We start from the raw sequence: 16,876 nt of genomic DNA on the forward strand, positions 1-16,876 counted from the left end.
GCCCAATCTTTAGGGAGCCTCGAATAACCTCACTTTTCATCGTCGCCCCGGCGAACGCCGGGGCCCAGCGTCTTCGGTATGTTGCGGCGTAAGGCGCTGGGTCCCGGCGTTCGCCGGGACGACGGGTAGGAGATGCCTTTTGGATTTCCTTCAGCGTCGACAGGTCGTTACGTAACCGTGGGTCGCGGCTGAAGCCGTGCCTGCAAGAAAGCTCTGGCTTTTCGAAGTTTCCGATAAAGCTGGCCTATCCGGCACTTCCTGTTTACTGTTCACCGTTCCCAAGGCCGCGCAGTGGCCGATCCCACAAGAAAAAATGTTCCGCATCGAGCGCGCTCAACCTTCCCAAGTCGGCACCCTCTGCGCCATCGAGCGCAGTGCCGTCGAAATGTTCCGCGGACACGCCGCGTGGCCGGCGTACTCGGCGATCGAACTGCCGCCGGACATCCTGGGTGACGCCATTGCGCGTGGCCTGGTCTGGGTAGCCATCAGCGACGCCGAGGAGTTGGTCGGTTTCGTCTGCCTGGACGTGGAAGAGGGTGGCGACAGTATCGGCATTGCCGAGATCGACGTGCTGCCGACCTGGGGTCGCCGCGGCATTGGCGCGGCCCTGCTGGAGCACGCTTGCGATTGGGCGCGTGCCGCCGGTTACCGAAAGATCGACCTGGGCACCCTGCGCGACGTGCCCTGGAATGCGCCGTTCTACGGTCGCCATGGCTTTGTCGAAGTCGACAAATACGCACCTGAATTCGCTTTTGCCCTGGATCGCGACCGTGAGAACGGCTTTCCCGAGAGCCTGCGCGTCTTCATGAGCCGCACGTTCGACCGGCCCGCCGCGGATGAATGGACCGTCTGGCCGGCACCGGCCAAGGTCAACCTGTTCCTGCGCATCCTGGGGCGGCGCGAGGATGGCTATCACGAGCTGCAGACCGTTTTCCGCCTGCTCGACTGGGGTGACGAGCTGCGCCTGCGCGTCCGCCCCGATGGGCAGGTGCTGCGGCTGACCGATATTCCCGAGGTACCTGCCCAAAGCGACCTGATCGTGCGAGCGGCCTTGGCATTGCAGGCCCACACGGGCGCCACGGCCGGCGTCGATATCGAAGTGGAAAAGCGCATTCCGATGGGTGGCGGGCTGGGTGGGGGTAGTTCCGACGCGGCCACCGTGCTGGTCGCGCTCAACCACCTCTGGGGTTGCGGGCTGAAGCCGGCGGAGCTGGCCGAGTTGGGGCGCACGCTCGGAGCCGACGTGCCGGTCTTCGTGCGCGGTCGCTCGGCCTGGGCCGAAGGGATCGGCGAAAAGCTGGAGCCGATAAAGCTCCCCAACCGTTGGTACGTGGTGCTCGACCCCCATGAACAGGTGCCCACCGCGGCACTTTTTCAAGCTTCTGAATTGACACGAAATGCCGCTCGGGCGACAATTTCATCCTTTGCTTCGGGCGAAACGACCGAAAACGCTTTCGAGCCGGTAGTCATCGCGCGCCATCCCAAGGTGGCCGCGGCGATGAAATGGCTCAAGAGCTACGGTCGGCCCAGGCTTTCCGGTAGTGGCGCCTGCGTTTTTGTCGAAACGCGCTCGCGCGACGCAGCGGAAGTCATCGCCGAAGCATGTCCGGCGACATTTACTGCGCGGGTAGCCGCGGGGGTGGATGTTTCGCCGTTACACGAGGCTCTGGTCCGCCATGGCGGCCAGGCCTGAAAAACCAGGTAGACAAGCGTGGGTGATCGTTACGGCGGTTACCGGCGCAGGTTGTGGATAGAGAAACACTGGGGCGTCGCCAAGCTGGTTAAGGCACGGGATTTTGATTCCCGCATGCGCAGGTTCGAATCCTGCCGCCCCAGCCATCCAACCGAATGGCTGTAAGTTTTTTTAAGGAAGTGACCGTGGATACGTCCTCCCCGATGCTCTTCACCGGCAATGCGCACCGCAAGCTGGCCGAAGATGTCGCACAACGCCTGGGCGTTCCGCTCGGCAAGGCCTTGATCGGTCGTTTCAGCGATGGCGAAACGCAGATCGAGATCGAGGAAAATGTTCGCCGGCAGGAAGTGTTCGTGCTGCAGCCGACCGGCGCGCCGAGCGCGGAGAACCTGTTCGAGCTGTTGACCCTGGTCGATGCGCTCAAGCGGGCGTCGGCCGCCAGTGTCACGGCGGTGATGCCGTATTTCGGCTATGCCCGCCAGGATCGTCGCCCGCGTTCGGCGCGCGTGCCGATCACCGCCAAGATGGTCGCCAAGATGATCGGCACCGTGGGCGTGGATCGTGTGCTCACCGTCGATCTGCATGCGGACCAGATCCAGGGCTTTTTCGATATCCCGGTGGATAACGTCTATGCCTCGCCGCTGTTGTTGGCGGACATCTGGCGTAACCACAGTATGGACAACCTGATCGTGGTCAGTCCGGACGTCGGCGGCGTGGTGCGCGCACGCGCGCTGGCCAAGCGTCTGGACGATGCCGATCTGGCGATCATCGACAAGCGTCGCCCGAAGGCGAACGTGGCCACGGTGATGAACATCATCGGCGACGTGGACGGCAAGACCTGCGTCCTGGTCGACGACATCGTCGATACCGCCGGCACGCTGTGCGCTGCGGCTGCCGCTCTGAAAGAGCGCGGCGCGCGCAAGGTGGTTGCCTACTGCGTGCACCCGGTGTTGTCGGGTGCGGCCATCAGCAACATCGAGGGTTCGCAACTCGACCAGCTGATCGTCACCAACACCTTGCCGCTGCGCGCTGATGCCGCGGCATGCAGCAAGATTCGTCAGCTCTCGGTCGCCGAGCTGCTGGCGGAAACGATCCGCCGCATCGCCTTTGGCGAGTCGGTGAGTTCGCTTTACATCGATTAAGGCGCGAAGGGCAGCCTTCACGCCAACCTGACTCCTCTGGTCGCGGGGGAGTCACCCAAACCGCCGCGAGGCGGATCACTACTGAAGTAGGTAATGCCACCATGGCTACAATTCATGAAATCAAGGCCGAAAGCCGCAAGGACGAGGGGAAAGGTGCGAGCCGCCGCCTGCGTCGTGCGAGCTACGTGCCTGCCGTCGTTTACGGTGCGGGTCAGCCCGCCGAAAGCATCCAGATCGAGCACAACACCATCCTGCTCGCCGCCAAGCACGAGTGGTTCTTCTCCTCGGTGCTCGACCTGAACGTCGACGGCAAGGTGCAGAAGGTGCTGGTGCGCGACTGGCAGAAGCATCCGTTCAAGCTGCAGATGCTGCACATGGATTTCCTGCGCATCAACGAGAACGAGGCCATCCGCGTCAACGTTCCGCTGCACTTCCTGAACCAGGAAAAGTCGGAAGCCGGCAAGACCGCCGGTGTGGTGATCTCGCACAACCTGACGGAAGTCGAAGTCTCCTGCCTGCCCAAGAACCTGCCGGAGTTCATCGAACTCGACCTGAGCTCCCTGAAGGAAGGCGACATCATCCATCTGTCGCAGCTCAAGCTGCCTGCCAATGTCGAAATCCCGGCTCTCGCGCTGGGCGCCGACCACGACATCGCTGTCGTCACCGCTTACTCGGTGCAGGAAGAAGTCGATGCCGCTCCGGCTGAAGGCGCTGCCGACGCTCCGGCTGCGGACGCCAACAAGGACGCCAAGAAGTAAGACACGCTGGCCCGACCTCGCTCTGAGGTCGGGCTGGTTGCGTGTCTGCTTCGCTCGCCATGGCGGGTCTCCGTCTTATCGTCGGGCTGGGCAATCCCGGTACCGAATATCTCAGAACCCGGCACAATGCCGGGTTCTGGTTTGTTGATGCCCTGGCATCGGGGCAGGGCGAGCGCTTCGGCTTCGACGGCAAGCTGCATGGCGAGACCTGCAAGGTCCGCATCGGCGGCGAAGCCATCTGGCTGCTCAAGCCCGCCACCTTCATGAATAAAAGCGGCATCGCCGTGGCATCGGCGTTGCGCTATTACAAGATCGAACCCGAAGAGTGCCTGGTGGCACACGACGAGCTCGACCTCGATCCCGGCACCGTGCGCTTGAAGTTCGATGGCGGCCATGGCGGCCAGAACGGCCTGCGCGACATCGTCACCCATCTCGGCCACGCCAAGTTCCATCGTCTGCGCGTTGGTATCGGTCATCCGGGTCACAAGGACAAGGTCACGTCCTGGGTGCTGGGGCGGCCTTCGGCGAGCGACGAGGACGCGATGCTGGATGGCATCGGCCGGGCCATCGATGTGTTGCCGCTGGCGGCGATCGGCCAATTCGACAAGGCCATGCAGCAGTTGCATACGCCTAAGCAGTAAAGCCGCTCGCTATGCTTGCTGTAAGGCCGCGCCTGCGGCGCTGAAAAGAGTGAAGAGGAAAGTCCAAAGCGAAAGCTCGCCTAGTTGGCTTTTCCTCTTTACTCTTTACCCTTTACAGGCGGCATAGCCGCCGACTTCACGGAATCAAACATGGGCATCAAATGCGGCATCGTCGGCCTGCCTAACGTCGGCAAGTCCACTCTGTTCAATGCACTGACCAAGGCCGGTATTGCCGCGGCGAACTTCCCGTTTTGCACCATCGAACCGAATGTCGGCGTGGTGCCGGTGCCCGATCCGCGCCTGAATGCGCTGGCCGAGATCGTCAAGCCGCAGAAGTTGATCCCCACCGCGGTCGAATTCGTCGACATCGCCGGCCTGGTTGCCGGGGCGTCCAAGGGTGAGGGGCTAGGCAACAAGTTCCTGGCGCATATCCGCGAAGTCGATGCGATCGCGCATGTGGTGCGCTGCTTCGAACACACCGACATCGTGCACGTTGCCGGCAAGGTCGACCCGATCGCCGATATCGAAACCATCGATACCGAGCTTGCGCTGGCGGACCTGGATTCGGTCGAGAAAGCACTCAATCGCGCCGAGCGCGCGGCCAAGGCAAACGACAAGGATGCGGTGGCAAAGAAGCCGGTGCTGCAGAAGCTCGCCACGGGCCTCAATGAAGGCAAGTCCGCCCGCAGCCTGGGTCTGGACGATGAAGAAAAAGCGCTGGTGCGCGATCTCTTCCTGCTGACGCTCAAGCCGCTGATGTACATCGCCAACGTGCGCGAGGACGGCTTCGAAAACAACCCGCATCTCGATGCCGTGCGCGCGCGTGCTGCAGCCGAAGGTGCTGAGGTGGTGCCGGTATGCGCTGCGATCGAAGAGGAGCTTTCGCAACTCGACGACGCGGACCGTGACGAGATGCTGGCCAGCTATGGCCTGGAAGAGCCGGGTCTGAATCGAGTGATTCGTGCGGGCTACAAGCTGCTTGGGCTGCAGACCTATTTCACCGCGGGCGTGAAGGAAGTGCGCGCCTGGACGGTCAAGGCCGGATCCACCGCACCGCAGGCCGCAGGCGTCATCCATACCGATTTCGAGAAGGGCTTTATTCGCGCCGAAACCATCGGCTACGACGACTTCATCCAGTACAAGGGTGAGTCGGGTGCAGCAGCAGCCGGCAGGCTGCGTAAGGAAGGCAAGGAATACATCGTCAAGGAAGGCGATGTACTGCACTTCCTGTTCAACGTTTGAGTCAATAAATACAGAAAGTGCGATATATCACCCTCAGTGATATATCGCACTTTGTATCAAGCGTTTATTCGAGTCGCGAACGGTCTTGCAGTTCGGCCGAAATTATTCGATCACCATGCCGTACTCGCCAATGATGGCTTCCAGAATGCCGGCATTGGTCGGCTCCATCGCGCCGGGGCAGGTCATCAGGTACGTCTGGCGCGCCAGTGCCGTGGCCGGAAAGTCGATGCCTTCCTCGTCGTAAATGATGATGCTGAAAAAGGCCTGGGTGTAGCCGGCACAGCCTGGGCCGCCGGTCGCGCCAAATCCTGCCATGCCGGCCATGCACATATAGCTGTCACATGGGACCATCTGGGCGATGGCGGGAGTGGTCGTCAGGCTGGCGACCAGGCCAATGGCCAGAGTGCTGAGTAGAGTACGCAGTTTCAAAGGAATGCCTCCGACGTGTCGGGTGATGAGGTGCCCAGCAGTAGGGAACCTTGGTCCATATGCCTCAGGGAGGGGTTATTGAACCTTGCCAGGTGCGTCGCTTTGACTGACATCCCTGAGCGGGTCCCGAAACCCTTTATCCACAAAGGTTTTTCACGATATCCAAACGACTTCGCTTAAAGTCACGCAAGAGTGATCGGCACAGAATTCCCTCCTGATTGCCCGTGGCGCTTGAACGCCTCGATTCCTGTAATTAACCGACTTGAATCCCCTAAACCCACGTAGCCCTCTAGACGGGGCGTGGTTAGCCAACTTACGAACAGTCAGCTCAATAACGGCGGCAGAATAGTACCGGCTGTGGAATCAAGTAAAGGGGTAAGTGACGTCTTTGTGATGCAAATAACGGATATGGCAAGGACATCATTTTGTTGTTTTAAACGTATGTCGTTATGTAGGTCGATTCCTACAAGTTGGGGCGCTTTTCCCCTCTAGGACGAGTCCTTCATGCGCCGTAAAATTCAGGCGTTTTAGGCGTTCGAGTTTGACGATAGAGATACCCGCGCCATCCGCATGTCGCGCCGATGACCGGTTGACTCCGTCATATCGGTGCGCTAGCCAAGCCGTGTAAATCCGTGCTTAACTATTAAGCGAAAGGCTAGGTTACGGGGGAGGGGACGGGGTCCTACCCGATCCAGTCATGCGTGAAACGAGCGCGACCAGGGGCTTACATCGTTGGACTCAAACATGCTTGGCGCAGCTATGACTGAACGCGAGACGCCGATGGCGCGCGCTCAATAGCTATGCAGGCGTGACCGATGCCCTGGGCCAGGTCGAACCACCACGTTTTGTAATGCGCCAGTCAGACACTAAGCGACCGCAACAAGAACTTCGGCATTAGGAGAACACCATGGGTATTTCTTCATCCTACTTGGAACGGGTTGCTGCCATCTCGAGCAAAGCCGGGCTGGTGCGTGCTTTCTGTTTCGTTTGCCTGCTGTTTGTCGGAAGCGTCCACGCGCAGGTGATCGTTAGCGATCCGCTTGTTGAAGGCAACAGCTCAACGGCAAATGCGACGCAAAACCTGCAGTGGTTAAAGCAGGTCGATCAGTACATTCAGCAGGTTCAGCAATACACCTCCACGCTGATGACGGTAGAGGGGCTCGGCAGCAGCATCACGATGACGCCGACCCAGCTCACGAAGATCACTGATGCCAATTCGCTGATCCAGCAGAATTGCCCGGGTGCGCCCGGACTCACCGGAATGATCAGCTCACTTACGGGTATCAATTTGGGCGACAAGATTCTTGCCGGGCAGGCCAGTATTTGCGCCAATATCACCTTGGTCGAGATTGATGAATACAATCGAACCGTGGACGTGGTGAATCAGATGCAGGGTTACGCTGCAACGGCGCAGAAGCTCAACCAGCTGGCTGCCATGTACCAGCAACCTGGCGACATCTCCGCTGCCATGGAGCAATCGACGACCTTCAACGGCACGATCTTGAAGACCATGCAGGACTGGCAGACCGCGATAAAGGCTGATGACGAGCTTATCAAGGCGCTCGAACAGCAGCAGCAGGTCCTGTCCCATGTGGCGCTGAGGGGTAGCAACACCGTCCTGGGCAATCTGGTGCAGGCTGCGGCGTTGAAGGCTGCATTCACGGTCAACTAGTGTCGAATCTTTAGATAGCCAAGTGGCGAAGTAGCGACGGATCGCGCGGGTTAGCTTAGGGCGCACCGTTCCACAACTAGAATTGGGGCAGTTGTAATGAGTAACCTGGGCGATTACGTTTACTTCGTATTGGTATACAACTATCTGCAAGATCAGATTGCACAGTTTCAAGCGAAAACTGTTGCAAACATGATGGTCTGGGTAAGCGGCATTGCGCTCGCCTTGGTGACCCTGTGGATCATGATCCAGGGTTTTCGCATGGTGACCGGGCAGTCTCAGCGACCGATGATGGGTATGGTCGTAGACATGGCACGCATTGTTTTGATTGTTACCGCGGCGACCACCATGGGCGTCGCAGGCGCCGATCTGCAGACGTACCTTTCGGCGAACGGTGCACTGGGTTCGGAGATCAGCACCCTGGTGGGCGGTGGTACCTCACCGGTAAGCCAGATCGACCGCAATATGGCGGCGACTCAGCTGACCCTGGCTGCCATCGATGTGGTGCAAATAGCACCCGGAGATACCGAGACCGCCACGCAAAAAGCCCACGCGGAGATGCTGGCGGGCTTTGGTGCGGCCGGGCCGGCCATGGCTGCGGGCGCTATGCTGCTGCTTTATCAGTTCACCATGGCCATCTTTGTTGGCCTGGGGCCGCTGTTTATTCTGTGTCTGATTTTCGAGCAAACCAAGGATCTATTCCGAAAATGGTTGATGTTCGGCATCGGAACCTTGTTCTCGATCGCGATGCTCTGCGTGGTCACTGGGATCGTGCTGAAGCTCACCGAAAACGTGGCTGCTGCACTATGGGCGTCCAGTGCCATCAATGCCTTGACCGGGCAAGGTGCTGAGGGTTTCAGCAGTCAGGCGCTGCAGCAAGGCGGCATTGGGCTTTTGCTTACGGTACTGGTCATCTCCGTGCCGCCGATGGCCGCGCGATTCTTTGGCGACACCGTCGGCAACTTCATGGCCTATTCGCAGTTCGGTGGCGGCTCCAATCGATTGGGTCCGCAGGGTCAAGCGCCTGGACAGTACGGCGGCGGTGGAAGGGGGGCTGGGCTTCCGGCTCAGGCTTCGAGCCCCGCGAGCGACACGAGTACGGGTGGGAGCCAGGCGGGACGCGTGGCTGGGAATACCTATACTCCTCAGGCCGATGCGATCAAAACAGTGGCGCCGCCAGTCAGTCGCTGAGCCAGTACAGTTCAACTTAAGAGATCCAACCATGAAGTCACTGGGTATCCTGTTATTGCTTCTGGGCTTGTCCTTGTTTTTTAACAGGGCAGTGCATGCCGAAGGTAACTGCCCGGAAGGCTACTACCCGATCGGAGGCGACCCCAGCACGGGCGCCCCCCAGGGATGCGCGCCCATACCTGGATATGGCCAGGGACAACAGCAAGGCCGGCCCTCCGTGCCTGAGGTCCAGTGGGTCGACCGCTGGGGCGCCATTGCGTCGGACGCGAAGCAAGGAAGCATTGGCGTCGCCAACGATCTGGCGACAAAAGACAATGCGGAGGGTGCTGCTCTCGCGGACTGCCGTTCGAGAGGTGGTGCGAACTGCAAGGTCGACACGCGATTCCGAAATGCGTGTGGTGTGGTGATTGCCGGGGACGCGAGTTTCAATGTGTGGAGTGCTCCCACCACGGGTGAAGCCGTTAAGGTGGCCATGAAAACGTGCACTGACTCCGGAACAACCAATTGTCATGTCTACTACTCGGCTTGCAGTTCTGCTCAGCGGGTTCGATAACCGACGTCAAAGAGTTCGCAAAGCTGCGGTTCTGGTTCATCCCTTGATGCCGATGCTGTGATGACAACGCGCCTCAGGTAAGGCGAGCCGGTATGACATGCCGGTTTTCTTGGTTATTAATGGCCTTGTCGTCGCCGTCTGGCGATGTGGCTGAGGCCATGGCTCATGGTGGATCGGTAACCGGGTTCACGGTTATGGACTCGATAAGCCGCGAAAATGAACCATAACGCTGCCTTGGGGGTGCAGTCGCGATTGGCGTACTGGTGCGAGGAGGTCGCGGTGCATTGGATGATTCAGAAAACCAATTGGCTGGGTTTGGCGCTGCGCGTCAAGAATGAAGCCGCGTACGCTTTTCTCTTGTTGCTGTTGGCTGCGCCGGTCACCGTGCTGGGTTCCAGACTCGGTAGCAACGGATTGCTGCAGTTGTCCAAATGGATAACTGCTGCGGTAGCCCTGCTGGAACTGGCTGTCGCCATAACGGGCTCGTCTTTCACCTATAAAGTCAGGCGTTATTGGGTCAGGCGCTGGAAAGGCGTGTCGGATGCCTATGCGCAATCGCTGCACCACTCGTTGCGTAGAGCAACATCGCTTGCACTATCGACTTGGCTGCTTGCGATCTCGACGCTGTGCCTTCCCTTGGTGATGGATTTGATGATTCGGGTGCCGGAGTTGGGCCTGCTGTTCGTGCCTTACATCCTGTTGTTGGGCATGCAATGGTTCAATATCCGTACCTATAGCGAACTGGCCATGACTATGGCGACGAGCGGGCACGCGCCAGCGGCGGTTGTCCAAAGTGTCTAGCGGTACGTGAGCGGAGCGCTGGGTTGGTCCTGTTCGCCAACTATTGCACTTGATGTGTATCATCGAACGATGAATGCCATACGCCCCGCAACATCGGCGGATTTCGCCACGCTGGTGCCTATCTGGGAAAGTTCGGTGCGCGCAACGCATGACTTTCTGACCGAAGCGGACATTGATTTCTATCGACCGCTGGTGCTCACCTACTTGCCGACCTTGTCGGTGCATTGTTTCGTGATGAAAGCAGGTCAGATTGCCGGCTTTATCGCGGTTGGCGGCGATCAGATCGAGATGTTGTTTGTCGCTGCCGAGGCGCGTGGGCAGGGCGTAGGCAAGGCCTTGCTTGTTCATGCGATCGACAACCTTGGCGCCACGCGTGTGGATGTCAACGAACAGAATACGCAGGCCGTCGATTTCTACCGGCACGCGGGGTTTGGCGTTGTCGGAAGTTCACCGTTGGATGGCACGGGCAAGGCATTTCCTTTGTTGCACATGAGTCTTGCACGGGTGATTTCCTAGAAGCGCAGCGGAGCATTCTGTTGCCCGGTTTCATCGAAATTTTCAGACGCCAGCCACGTCTCGTAAACGGCCTTCAGTCGGGGCCAGTCGCGGTCGAGCATGGAAAACCACGCGGTATCGCGGTTGCGCCCTTTGACCACGACGTGCTGACGGAAGATACCTTCGAATTCGAAGCCGAACCGTTGCGCGGCTCGGCGCGAAGGTTCGTTGGCGTTGTCGCATTTCCATTCGAAGCGGCGATAGCCGAGCGTCTCGAAGACGTAGCGAGCGTGCAGGTAAAGCGCCTCGGTGGTGATGCGGCTGCGTGCAATGGCCGGGCCCCACAGTACGTGTCCGACTTCGATCACGCCATGCGTCGGGTCGATGCGCATCAGTGCCTGGCGACCTTCCGCTTTGCCCGTCTGCTGATCGATCACGGCGAAAAATAGCGGGTCGACCGATGTGCTGCTCTTTTCCAGCCACGGCATGAACGCCGTCATGTCGGCGGGCGGGGTATCGAAAAGATAATGGAAGCGCTGGTCCGCGCCCGGTGCCTGTGCCGACGCCAGCAGGTCCTGTCCATGTCGGGCTATGTCCAACGGTTCGAGACGCGCGTAACGACCTTCCAGCGTGATGCGTTCCGGGCGTGGCACGCCCTTCCAAGCGGAGAGATTCATGGAGCTCCTGGCGGGCAGTGATGAACTTTGCACGCCAGCATCTTCTTGGCTCAACAGGACTGCCGTAAACTACCACTTTGCTATTTTTGGTCAGTCCAGTTGATCGATATCACGACGCCATCGGCCGCCTGGCCGCCGCTGGACAAAGCTTCGGGTGATCTCGAAGGCCAGATCTATCGGTTGGTTCGCGAGCGGGTCTTGCAGGGCCAGTTGTCGCCGGGTCAGCGGCTGCCATCGACGCGCAGCCTGGCTGGAGCGCTCAGCGTTGCCCGTTCCACGGTGGTCAATGCGTACGAGCGGCTGAAGAATGAGGGCTACCTGCGAGCCTCGGCGGGATCGGCCTGTCGCGTCTCCGCGATGGCTCAGGCGCCTTTTCAAGAGCGAGGCCAGAAGCGCGCCGTGGAATTGCCGCTGGCGGCGGAGCCGGCGGTCGCAGGCAAATGGTTTGCACCGGCCATTCCTGATCTCTCTCGTTTTCCGCATGCCGCCTGGGCTCGCTGCCTTGGCGCAAGAGCGCGGTCGCTGCGCATTCACGACCTCGGCTACGGTGAAGCCTCCGGTCTGGGTGCGTTGCGTACGGCGATTCTCGATCACATCGGCGCGACACGTGGCGTCGTGGCACGGCCGGAGCAGTTGCTGATCGTGCCGTCGACACGCGCGGCGATCGATCTGTTGAGCTCGCTCGTGTTGAGCAAGGGCGATGCGGTCAGCAAGGTTGCCTGGGTGGAAGACCCTGGTTACCCCACCGCCAAAGCGTTGTTGAGTGCGGCTGGCGCAACGCTGGTGCCTGCGCGATGCGATAGCGAAGGCATCGATCTGGGCGCGATCGAAGGACCGCCGCCGCGCCTCATCTATGTCACGCCATCGCACCAATACCCCACGGGCATGACCATGAGCCTTTCGCGGCGCATGGCACTTCTGGCGACGGCGAAAACGCATGGCGCGGTGGTGATAGAGGACGACTACGACAGCGAATTTCAGTACGGATCGCGTCCCATCGCCTCGCTGCAGGGCATCGATCGCCATGGGGTTGTCGCCTACCTGGGCACGTTCTCCAAGACGCTTGCTCCAGGGCTGCGTGTGGCATATGCCGTCGTGCCACCATCGTTGTTGTCGGCGGCCACGGAGCTTCAGCTTTTGCGCAGCGCGGTCGTTCCCATCCACGTGCAGGCGGCATTGGCGGACTTCATCGGCGAAGGGCGTTTCCGTGCGCACCTGCGGCAGATGAATGCCCTTTACGCGTCGCGCATGGCGGCGACGGTGGACGCGTTGCAGCATCATCTCGGGGAGATATTGCGGATCGGTGTCGGTACCGGCGGCTTGCAACTGGCGACATGGTTTCACGATGAGTGCGTCGATGATCGTGCCATCGCACTAGCGCTCAACGCGCAAGGCTTCGCGATGCGGCCGATGTCGTCGTTCTATCTCGGGCGATCCAAGCCCGGCTTGTTGTTCGGGATTGCCCAGGTGGTGACCGAGGACGTCGAGCGCCTGGCCGGCCGTATCAGGAACATCGTCGTGCCCTTGCTTGACGGCGCATCGCCGCAGGCGTAATTTCCACTCGCCGACGGTATCCATCTCTCTATTAAGATAAAGAGATGGATTTAAAAGGGAAGCCGGTACGGCCTTGGAGGGTTTTCTTCCCGGGCCAATTCCGGCGCTGCCCCGCAGCGGTGTGTGGAAACGACCTTCGCCATGAGCACTGGCCCTTCGGGGGCCGGGAAGCGGCGAACACTAGGCGAGGCATCCCCGTGCCTCATGTCCACGAGCCCGAAGACCTGCCTCGGCCAGGGAATCCATCCCCTGCCTGACCTGGAACCTCCGCGGGGAGGTTGGCCGGAGCCTGGTCGTCGCGGCGCATGGCTGCGGCGCTTGGCTCCCGTACGTCCTCGCGTGGGTTTCGGTTCGCCCGAGGGGGCGAAGGTCGCTCGTGTGCCTGCGTCGTGGCCCCAAGGCTGCGGTGTCGTTGCGCGATTCCTTCGTTCCTCATTCAACACGAATCGAGGACACATCGCTTATGGCTACTCTTTCCAACCTGGGTTTTCCCCGTATCGGCGCAAAGCGCGAGCTCAAACACGCGCTGGAAGCGTTCTGGCGGGGCGACTCGACATCACGGCAACTGCTGGATTCGGCGGCCCAACTCCGTCGCAGGCATTGGCAACTGCAGCGCGACGCTGGTGCCGACGTCGTGCCGTGCAACGATTTTTCGCTGTACGACCAGGTGCTCGATACCGCCTTTTTGTTCGATGCCATTCCCGAGCGCTATCGCGCGCTGGCCGACGCCGACCCGCTGGCCGGCTATTTCGCGCTGGCGCGCGGTACCCAGAGCGGCGGCCACGATCTGCATGCGCTGGAAATGACCAAGTGGTTCGATACCAACTACCACTACCTGGTGCCCGAACTGAAAAAGGGCCAGACCTTTCGCTTGCGCGGCGACAAGCCGGTCGCCGAATTCCTCGAGGCCAAGGCATTGGGTTTCAATGCGCGGCCGGTGCTGTTGGGGCCGGTCAGTTTTCTATTGCTGTCGAAAACGGTCGACGGTAGCGATCGTCTCGCCTTGCTCGGGCAGTTGTTGCCGGCCTACATCCGCCTGTTACGACAACTGGATGCCGCGGGTGCCGAATGGGTGCAGATCGACGAGCCTTGCCTGGTGCTCGATCAGGATGCGGACGATCATGCGGCCTATTTGAAGGCCTATACGGCGCTGGCTGACGTCGATGGTCCCAAGCTGATGTTGACCACGTATTTCGGCGAGCTGGGCGCCAATCTTGCCCTGGTGAACAAACTGCCGGTCGCCGGCGTGCATGTCGATCTGGTACGCGCACCCGGGCAGCTCGATGCGGTGCTCGATTCGCTGCCCGTTTCGCGTGTGCTTTCGCTCGGCTTGGTGGATGGACGCAATGTGTGGCGCGCGGATCTCGATCACGCGCTGGCGTTGGCGCGCCGTGCGAAAGAGCGTATTGGCGATGCGCGTCTGCATATCGCGCCGTCTTGTTCGCTGCTGCATGTGCCGTTCGATGCATCGGTGGAGACGGCGTTGCCCGGCGATCTGCACGGGTGGTTGGCATTTGCCCGGGAAAAGATCGGCGAATTGCGCACCTTGGCCGATGCCCTTGCCGACCGGCCATCCGCGCACACTGCGCTGAAGCAGGCGCGCGAAAGCCTTGCCAGCCGCCGTCGATCGGACAAGGTGCATCGGCCCGAGGTGGGGGCACGTATCGCGTTACTGGATGCTGGCGCCTCCCGCCGCTCGTCTTCCTACGACGAGCGGCGTCGGCTGCAGCAAGCGAAGCTGGGATTGCCGCTGTATCCCACGACCACCATCGGTTCGTTTCCACAAACCCACGAAGTGCGCGACGCGCGTGCTCGAAACAAGTCGGGCAAGTTTTCGGATGCCGACTACGATGCGTTCATTGCCGCTGAAACCGAAAAATGCGTGCGTTTCCAGGAAGAGATTGGCATCGACGTACTCGTGCATGGTGAGTTCGAACGCAATGACATGGTGGAGTACTTCGGCGAGCAACTGGATGGCTTCGCTTTCACCAAGTTGGGCTGGGTGCAGAGCTACGGCTCGCGTTGCGTCAAGCCGCCGATTATTTTCGGCGATGTGCATCGCCCGCGCGCGATGACGGTGAAGTGGTCCAGTTATGCGCAATCGCTGACGTCCAGGCCAATGAAGGGCATGTTGACCGGTCCGGTGACCGTGCTGCAGTGGTCGTTCGTGCGTGACGATCAGCCGCGCGCGGCGACGTGTCGCCAGATCGCACTGGCCTTGCGCGACGAGGTGCTCGATCTGGAAAGCGCGGGAATCGGCGTGATCCAGATTGATGAGCCCGCCTTGCGCGAGGGGTTGCCGTTGCGTCGGGCCGATTGGCAGGGTTATCTGGACTGGGCGGTCGAATGCTTCCGTATCACGGCCTCGAGCGTGGCCGACCGGACGCAGATTCACACGCATATGTGTTACTCGGAATTCAACGACATTATCGATGCGGTGGCCGCCATGGATGCCGATGTGATCTCGATCGAAACCTCGCGTTCGCGAATGGAGTTGCTCGATGCGTTCGTCAAATTCCGCTATCCGAACGAGATCGGCCCGGGTGTCTACGATATCCACTCGCCGCGTATACCCGATGCGGAGGAAATGATTTCGCTGCTGGAAAAGGCGGGCGCGGTGCTGAAGTCGGAACAGCTCTGGGTCAATCCCGACTGCGGCCTGAAGACGCGCGGCTGGCCGGAAACCCGGTCGGCCCTGGTGGCGATGGTGAAAGCGGCGCGTGCGATGCGTCAGGCGGTTGCCGCATAAGCCGGTGATGTCATGCGCGCCCGCCCGGATGGGCGCGCATGCTTGCCGGCGCGGTCGATAGCCGTCGAGAAATAACTTGCGGCAGGCGAGGGCGGGGCGGATCATGCGCCGCGTTCGATTCATGCCCAGCCGGAGCCCTCATGCCAGGTCAGCAACACGAAGTGAATTTCCGCTTTCTCGCCCAGCCCACCGACGTCAATTTCGGCGGCAAGGTGCACGGCGGCATGGTGATGAAGTGGATCGACCAGGCCGGCTACGCCTGTGCGGTGGCCTGGAGCGGGGCCTATTGCGTCACCGCGTCCATCAGTGGCATCCAGTTCGTGGCGCCGATCCTGATCGGCGACCTGGTGACCGTGAAGGCCCGCCTGATCTATACCGGCCGCTCCAGCATGCATATGGCGGTCGATGTGCTGGCGCAGGACCTGCGCAAGGGCGAACAGCGACTGGCGACCAGCTGCGTGATGGTATTCGTCGCGCTGGACAGCCCGGACGGCAAGCCTACTCCCGTACCTGCCTGGGAACCGCACAACGAGGCGGAATTGAGGCTGCAGGAGCAGGCGCGGCGCCTGCTGGAACTGTCCAAGGAGATGGAGCAATTGGTCGATGCGCGTGCCGATACGCTGACCTGATGTCAACCACGGTACACTGCAAGAAATTCGCCAGAAGTCGCGTTTTTCTCGCGTGAAGGTGTTGACAGTTTCGGCCGTCATCCACACAATAGCCGTTCTTTGTTGGAGGGATACCCAAGCGGCCAACGGGGGCAGACTGTAAATCTGCTGGCTTACGCCTTCGGTGGTTCGAATCCACCTCCCTCCACCAGACGAGTTCCGCGTTTGCTGATCTAGATCAGGCGGGAGTAGTTCAATGGTAGAACCTCAGCCTTCCAAGCTGATGGTGCGGGTTCGATTCCCGTCTCCCGCTCCATTGATCTCGTCTCGAGTGTGTTTTGTGCTCATGTAGCTCAGTCGGTAGAGCACTTCCTTGGTAAGGAAGAGGTCACAGGTTCGATTCCTGTTATGAGCACCACCTCCTCGGTCGACAGCGGGTATCGACTTTTTTGTTTCTCAAATTTTTGACTCCATCGGGGTTTGGCACGTATGGCAAAGGGTAAATTCGAGCGCAGCAAGCCGCACGTCAACGTAGGCACGATTGGCCACGTCGACCACGGCAAGACGACGCTGACTGCGGCGCTGACGAAGGTCGGTGCGGAGCGTTTTGGTGGTGAATTCAAGGCATATGACGCGATTGACGCGGCGCCGGAAGAGAAGGCGCGCGGCATCAC

The 16,876-nt window shown here is 60.4% G+C and carries 16 protein-coding genes, 4 tRNA genes and 1 riboswitch; of the genes, 18 read left to right on the forward strand and 2 right to left on the reverse strand.

Annotation, left to right across the window (positions count from 1 at the left end):
• Positions 1–313: 313 nt before the first annotated feature.
• The 6 genes from ispE (at position 314) to ychF (ending at position 5,476) form a co-directional block, all read left to right on the forward strand.
• A complete protein-coding gene (gene ispE / locus ACZ6WW_RS21740; protein ID WP_465276046.1) occupies positions 314–1,693 on the forward strand; it encodes a 4-(cytidine 5'-diphospho)-2-C-methyl-D-erythritol kinase in 1,380 nt (459 codons plus the stop codon).
• A gap of 69 nt (positions 1,694–1,762) precedes the next feature.
• Positions 1,763–1,839 (forward strand) — tRNA-Gln (locus ACZ6WW_RS21745).
• A gap of 57 nt (positions 1,840–1,896) precedes the next feature.
• A complete protein-coding gene (locus tag ACZ6WW_RS21750) occupies positions 1,897–2,835 on the forward strand; it encodes a ribose-phosphate diphosphokinase (RefSeq protein ID WP_465276060.1) in 939 nt (312 codons plus the stop codon).
• 101 nt (positions 2,836–2,936) lie between these two features.
• On the forward strand, positions 2,937–3,593 hold the full coding sequence (locus ACZ6WW_RS21755; RefSeq protein WP_465276047.1) for a 50S ribosomal protein L25/general stress protein Ctc: 657 nt from the start codon (positions 2,937–2,939) through the stop codon (positions 3,591–3,593).
• A 59-nt stretch (positions 3,594–3,652) separates the two neighbouring features.
• Positions 3,653–4,234, forward strand: coding sequence for an aminoacyl-tRNA hydrolase (pth, locus tag ACZ6WW_RS21760; RefSeq protein ID WP_465276061.1), 582 nt, complete (start codon positions 3,653–3,655; stop codon positions 4,232–4,234).
• A 150-nt stretch (positions 4,235–4,384) separates the two neighbouring features.
• On the forward strand, positions 4,385–5,476 hold the full coding sequence (gene ychF, locus ACZ6WW_RS21765; RefSeq protein ID WP_281849882.1) for a redox-regulated ATPase YchF: 1,092 nt from the start codon (positions 4,385–4,387) through the stop codon (positions 5,474–5,476).
• A gap of 102 nt (positions 5,477–5,578) precedes the next feature.
• Here the strand turns inward: ychF and ACZ6WW_RS21770 are convergent, their stop codons facing one another.
• Positions 5,579–5,905: a hypothetical protein gene (locus tag ACZ6WW_RS21770; RefSeq protein WP_465276048.1), complete on the reverse strand. Its 327-nt coding sequence runs from the start codon at positions 5,903–5,905 to the stop codon at positions 5,579–5,581.
• A 907-nt stretch (positions 5,906–6,812) separates the two neighbouring features.
• On the opposite strand from ACZ6WW_RS21770, the gene ACZ6WW_RS21775 reads away from it, so the two are divergent.
• The 5 genes from ACZ6WW_RS21775 (at position 6,813) to ACZ6WW_RS21795 (ending at position 10,635) form a co-directional block, all read left to right on the forward strand.
• Positions 6,813–7,577: a hypothetical protein gene (locus tag ACZ6WW_RS21775; RefSeq protein WP_465276049.1), complete on the forward strand. Its 765-nt coding sequence runs from the start codon at positions 6,813–6,815 to the stop codon at positions 7,575–7,577.
• Between the two features lie 96 nt (positions 7,578–7,673).
• Positions 7,674–8,765, forward strand: a complete 1,092-nt coding sequence (locus ACZ6WW_RS21780; protein WP_465276050.1) for a TrbL/VirB6 family protein — start codon at positions 7,674–7,676, stop codon at positions 8,763–8,765.
• A gap of 31 nt (positions 8,766–8,796) precedes the next feature.
• On the forward strand, positions 8,797–9,318 hold the full coding sequence (locus ACZ6WW_RS21785; protein ID WP_465276051.1) for a DUF4189 domain-containing protein: 522 nt from the start codon (positions 8,797–8,799) through the stop codon (positions 9,316–9,318).
• 216 nt (positions 9,319–9,534) lie between these two features.
• Positions 9,535–10,119: a hypothetical protein gene (locus ACZ6WW_RS21790; protein ID WP_465276052.1), complete on the forward strand. Its 585-nt coding sequence runs from the start codon at positions 9,535–9,537 to the stop codon at positions 10,117–10,119.
• A 69-nt stretch (positions 10,120–10,188) separates the two neighbouring features.
• Positions 10,189–10,635: a GNAT family N-acetyltransferase gene (locus ACZ6WW_RS21795; protein WP_465276053.1), complete on the forward strand. Its 447-nt coding sequence runs from the start codon at positions 10,189–10,191 to the stop codon at positions 10,633–10,635.
• Here the strand turns inward: ACZ6WW_RS21795 and ACZ6WW_RS21800 are convergent.
• Positions 10,632–11,291 carry a GNAT family N-acetyltransferase gene (locus ACZ6WW_RS21800; RefSeq protein ID WP_465276054.1) on the reverse strand — a complete coding sequence of 220 codons (660 nt, stop codon included), beginning with the start codon at positions 11,289–11,291 and terminating at the stop codon, positions 10,632–10,634. The genes ACZ6WW_RS21795 and ACZ6WW_RS21800 overlap by 4 nt on opposite strands.
• A gap of 99 nt (positions 11,292–11,390) precedes the next feature.
• Here ACZ6WW_RS21800 and pdxR point away from each other — a divergent pair, with 99 nt between their 5' ends.
• The 7 genes from pdxR to ACZ6WW_RS21835 all read left to right on the forward strand — a co-directional run.
• Complete coding sequence (gene pdxR, locus ACZ6WW_RS21805) at positions 11,391–12,845, forward strand: MocR-like pyridoxine biosynthesis transcription factor PdxR (RefSeq protein WP_465276055.1); 1,455 nt, start codon at positions 11,391–11,393, stop codon at positions 12,843–12,845.
• Positions 12,842–13,091, forward strand: a riboswitch (cobalamin riboswitch). It overlaps the preceding gene by 4 nt.
• A 217-nt stretch (positions 13,092–13,308) precedes the next feature.
• Entirely contained in the window at positions 13,309–15,594 is a 2,286-nt protein-coding gene (metE, locus tag ACZ6WW_RS21810) for a 5-methyltetrahydropteroyltriglutamate--homocysteine S-methyltransferase (RefSeq protein WP_465276056.1), read from the forward strand.
• A 140-nt stretch (positions 15,595–15,734) separates the two neighbouring features.
• Positions 15,735–16,223 (forward strand): acyl-CoA thioesterase, encoded by a 489-nt coding sequence (locus ACZ6WW_RS21815; RefSeq protein ID WP_465276057.1) that lies wholly within the window; start codon positions 15,735–15,737, stop codon positions 16,221–16,223.
• A 104-nt stretch (positions 16,224–16,327) separates the two neighbouring features.
• Positions 16,328–16,413: transfer RNA gene (locus tag ACZ6WW_RS21820), tRNA-Tyr, on the forward strand.
• Between the two features lie 31 nt (positions 16,414–16,444).
• A tRNA-Gly gene (locus tag ACZ6WW_RS21825) sits at positions 16,445–16,518 on the forward strand.
• A 26-nt stretch (positions 16,519–16,544) separates the two neighbouring features.
• A tRNA-Thr gene (locus tag ACZ6WW_RS21830) sits at positions 16,545–16,620 on the forward strand.
• Positions 16,621–16,691: 71 nt separating this feature from the next.
• Positions 16,692–16,876 (forward strand): GTP-binding protein (locus ACZ6WW_RS21835; protein WP_465276058.1); only part of this gene is annotated, 185 nt, incomplete at its 3' end.

This window comes from Dyella sp. NPDC103356 (genome assembly GCF_055584465.1).

What these genes read in the sequence shown, in the direction of transcription:
- metE (WP_465276056.1), top strand. Translation starts at nt 13,309, where the DNA reads ATGGCTACTCTTTCCAACCTGGGTTTTCCCCGTATCGGCGCAAAGCGC.
- ACZ6WW_RS21815 (WP_465276057.1), top strand. Translation starts at nt 15,735, where the DNA reads ATGCCAGGTCAGCAACACGAAGTGAATTTCCGCTTTCTCGCCCAGCCC.
- pth (WP_465276061.1), top strand. Translation starts at nt 3,653, where the DNA reads ATGGCGGGTCTCCGTCTTATCGTCGGGCTGGGCAATCCCGGTACCGAA.
- ACZ6WW_RS21775 (WP_465276049.1), top strand. Translation starts at nt 6,813, where the DNA reads ATGGGTATTTCTTCATCCTACTTGGAACGGGTTGCTGCCATCTCGAGC.
- ACZ6WW_RS21755 (WP_465276047.1), top strand. Translation starts at nt 2,937, where the DNA reads ATGGCTACAATTCATGAAATCAAGGCCGAAAGCCGCAAGGACGAGGGG.
- ACZ6WW_RS21780 (WP_465276050.1), top strand. Translation starts at nt 7,674, where the DNA reads ATGAGTAACCTGGGCGATTACGTTTACTTCGTATTGGTATACAACTAT.
- ACZ6WW_RS21800 (WP_465276054.1), bottom strand. Translation starts at nt 11,291, where the DNA reads ATGAATCTCTCCGCTTGGAAGGGCGTGCCACGCCCGGAACGCATCACG.
- ACZ6WW_RS21785 (WP_465276051.1), top strand. Translation starts at nt 8,797, where the DNA reads ATGAAGTCACTGGGTATCCTGTTATTGCTTCTGGGCTTGTCCTTGTTT.
- ACZ6WW_RS21750 (WP_465276060.1), top strand. Translation starts at nt 1,897, where the DNA reads ATGCTCTTCACCGGCAATGCGCACCGCAAGCTGGCCGAAGATGTCGCA.
- ACZ6WW_RS21795 (WP_465276053.1), top strand. Translation starts at nt 10,189, where the DNA reads ATGAATGCCATACGCCCCGCAACATCGGCGGATTTCGCCACGCTGGTG.
- ispE (WP_465276046.1), top strand. Translation starts at nt 314, where the DNA reads ATGTTCCGCATCGAGCGCGCTCAACCTTCCCAAGTCGGCACCCTCTGC.
- ychF (WP_281849882.1), top strand. Translation starts at nt 4,385, where the DNA reads ATGGGCATCAAATGCGGCATCGTCGGCCTGCCTAACGTCGGCAAGTCC.
- ACZ6WW_RS21790 (WP_465276052.1), top strand. Translation starts at nt 9,535, where the DNA reads ATGAACCATAACGCTGCCTTGGGGGTGCAGTCGCGATTGGCGTACTGG.